Raw genomic sequence first — 1449 nt, 5'->3', positions numbered from 1 at the left:
CCACTAGACGAAGGGGACACACTACAACATTCACTCCCTGCCGCGTTTCGCTGTGTGCTTTACGCTGCAAGTGGCGCGCATTCTATGGATGGTTTGAGAGGTCGTCAACCCCCGAATATAAATTTATTTAAATCAATGACTTCGACCTGCTTTACGAGAGCATTCGGGCTTTTCCGTCGCCCGACGATTGACGCCTATATTCCGCCACTCGCCAAGGCGTTATAGTCCGCAACACAATGATGGCAATCTGCGCACTCTGCGCCAGCATTCATATAAGCAGTGTGCAGCCGATATACACAGAAGCTGCTGAATCAACTCGTCGAGCGGCGCTGGGCGCCTGAATGTCCAGCCACTACACTCGCATGCGAACCCTATAAAGAGGTCTTACCGGTGACACCACTCATGATCACCCTGCTAGTCGTAGCCGGGATCGCAATTCTGATCGCCATTGGCTACATGAACCATGTGGTGGAAAACAACAAACTGGAGAAGGCCCGCACCAAAGTCGAACTCAACGACCGCCTGCGCCGCTGCGGCGAACTGACCGAAACCTTCCCCGGTCAGTTCATGACCCCGGCACTCAAGCTGCTGCTGACGCGTCTGGAACTGAACGTCTGCCAGCGTCTGCTGAACCTGGAAAAAACCAGCGCCACAATCAAGGCACGGATCACTGAACTCAGCGCACTGGTGGCTCAGGGCGAATCGATCCCGGTCAACAACCCGCCGGCACCGATCCTGACCGAAGCCAAAGCCAAGGACGTCCGCTTCCTGCTCGAAGCCCTCCACGGCCAGATCACCCGCGCCGCCCACGACGGCTTCCTGCCGCCGAACGAAGCCAAACACTGGATCAAGGAAGTCCGCCACATCCTGGTCCTGCTGCACATCGAGTTCTTCAACAACCTCGGCCAACAATCCCTGCAACAAAACCAACCCGGCCAGGCCCGCCTCGCCTTCGAACGCGGCGTGCAATACCTGCGCAAACAGCAAGACCCGCAGATGTACTCGGAACAACTGCAATACCTGGAAAAACTGCTGGCCCGCGCCAATGCCCAAGTCATGGACAAAATTGCACCGGTCGAAGGCGAAGTGAACCAACTGACCGAAGGCCTCAAAGAAGTCGAAGCCGATGCGGACTGGAAGAAGAAAGTGATTTACGACTAAGTGTCGAGAGTTAAGAAAAGCCACCGAGAGGTGGCTTTTTTGTGGGGGGTTGGACTGGCTGCGATTGAGGACATTCAGTTAGAGATTGGTCGACTGTCAGGCCGCCATCGCTGGCAAGCCAGCTCCCACAAGATCAAGACCAAGATCAAGATCAAAAGATCGCAGCCTTCGGCAGCTCCTACACAGGATGAGCGCAAGCTCGGCTGCAGCTCTTGATCTTGCCGTGCCGGCCCCGTCGGCAGGCTGAGTGGAGGGATCTATCCGGGGGGTGGGAGCGCAGCGACCGTT

1 protein-coding gene is annotated in these 1449 nt (G+C 56.5%); it reads left to right on the top strand.

The window, feature by feature from the left end; genetic code table 11:
• Positions 1-402 precede the first annotated feature (402 nt).
• Complete coding sequence (locus tag OC71_RS26750) at positions 403-1161, top strand: hypothetical protein (protein WP_174377049.1); 759 nt, start codon at positions 403-405, stop codon at positions 1159-1161.
• Positions 1162-1449 lie beyond the last annotated feature (288 nt).

It is taken from the genome of Pseudomonas sp. W15Feb9B (assembly GCF_000828175.1).
GTDB classification, from domain to species: Bacteria; Pseudomonadota; Gammaproteobacteria; order Pseudomonadales; family Pseudomonadaceae; genus Aquipseudomonas; species Aquipseudomonas parakoreensis.
The sequence above is the reverse complement of the archived record's forward strand: the minus strand, read 5'-3'. Positions and strand labels throughout refer to the sequence as shown.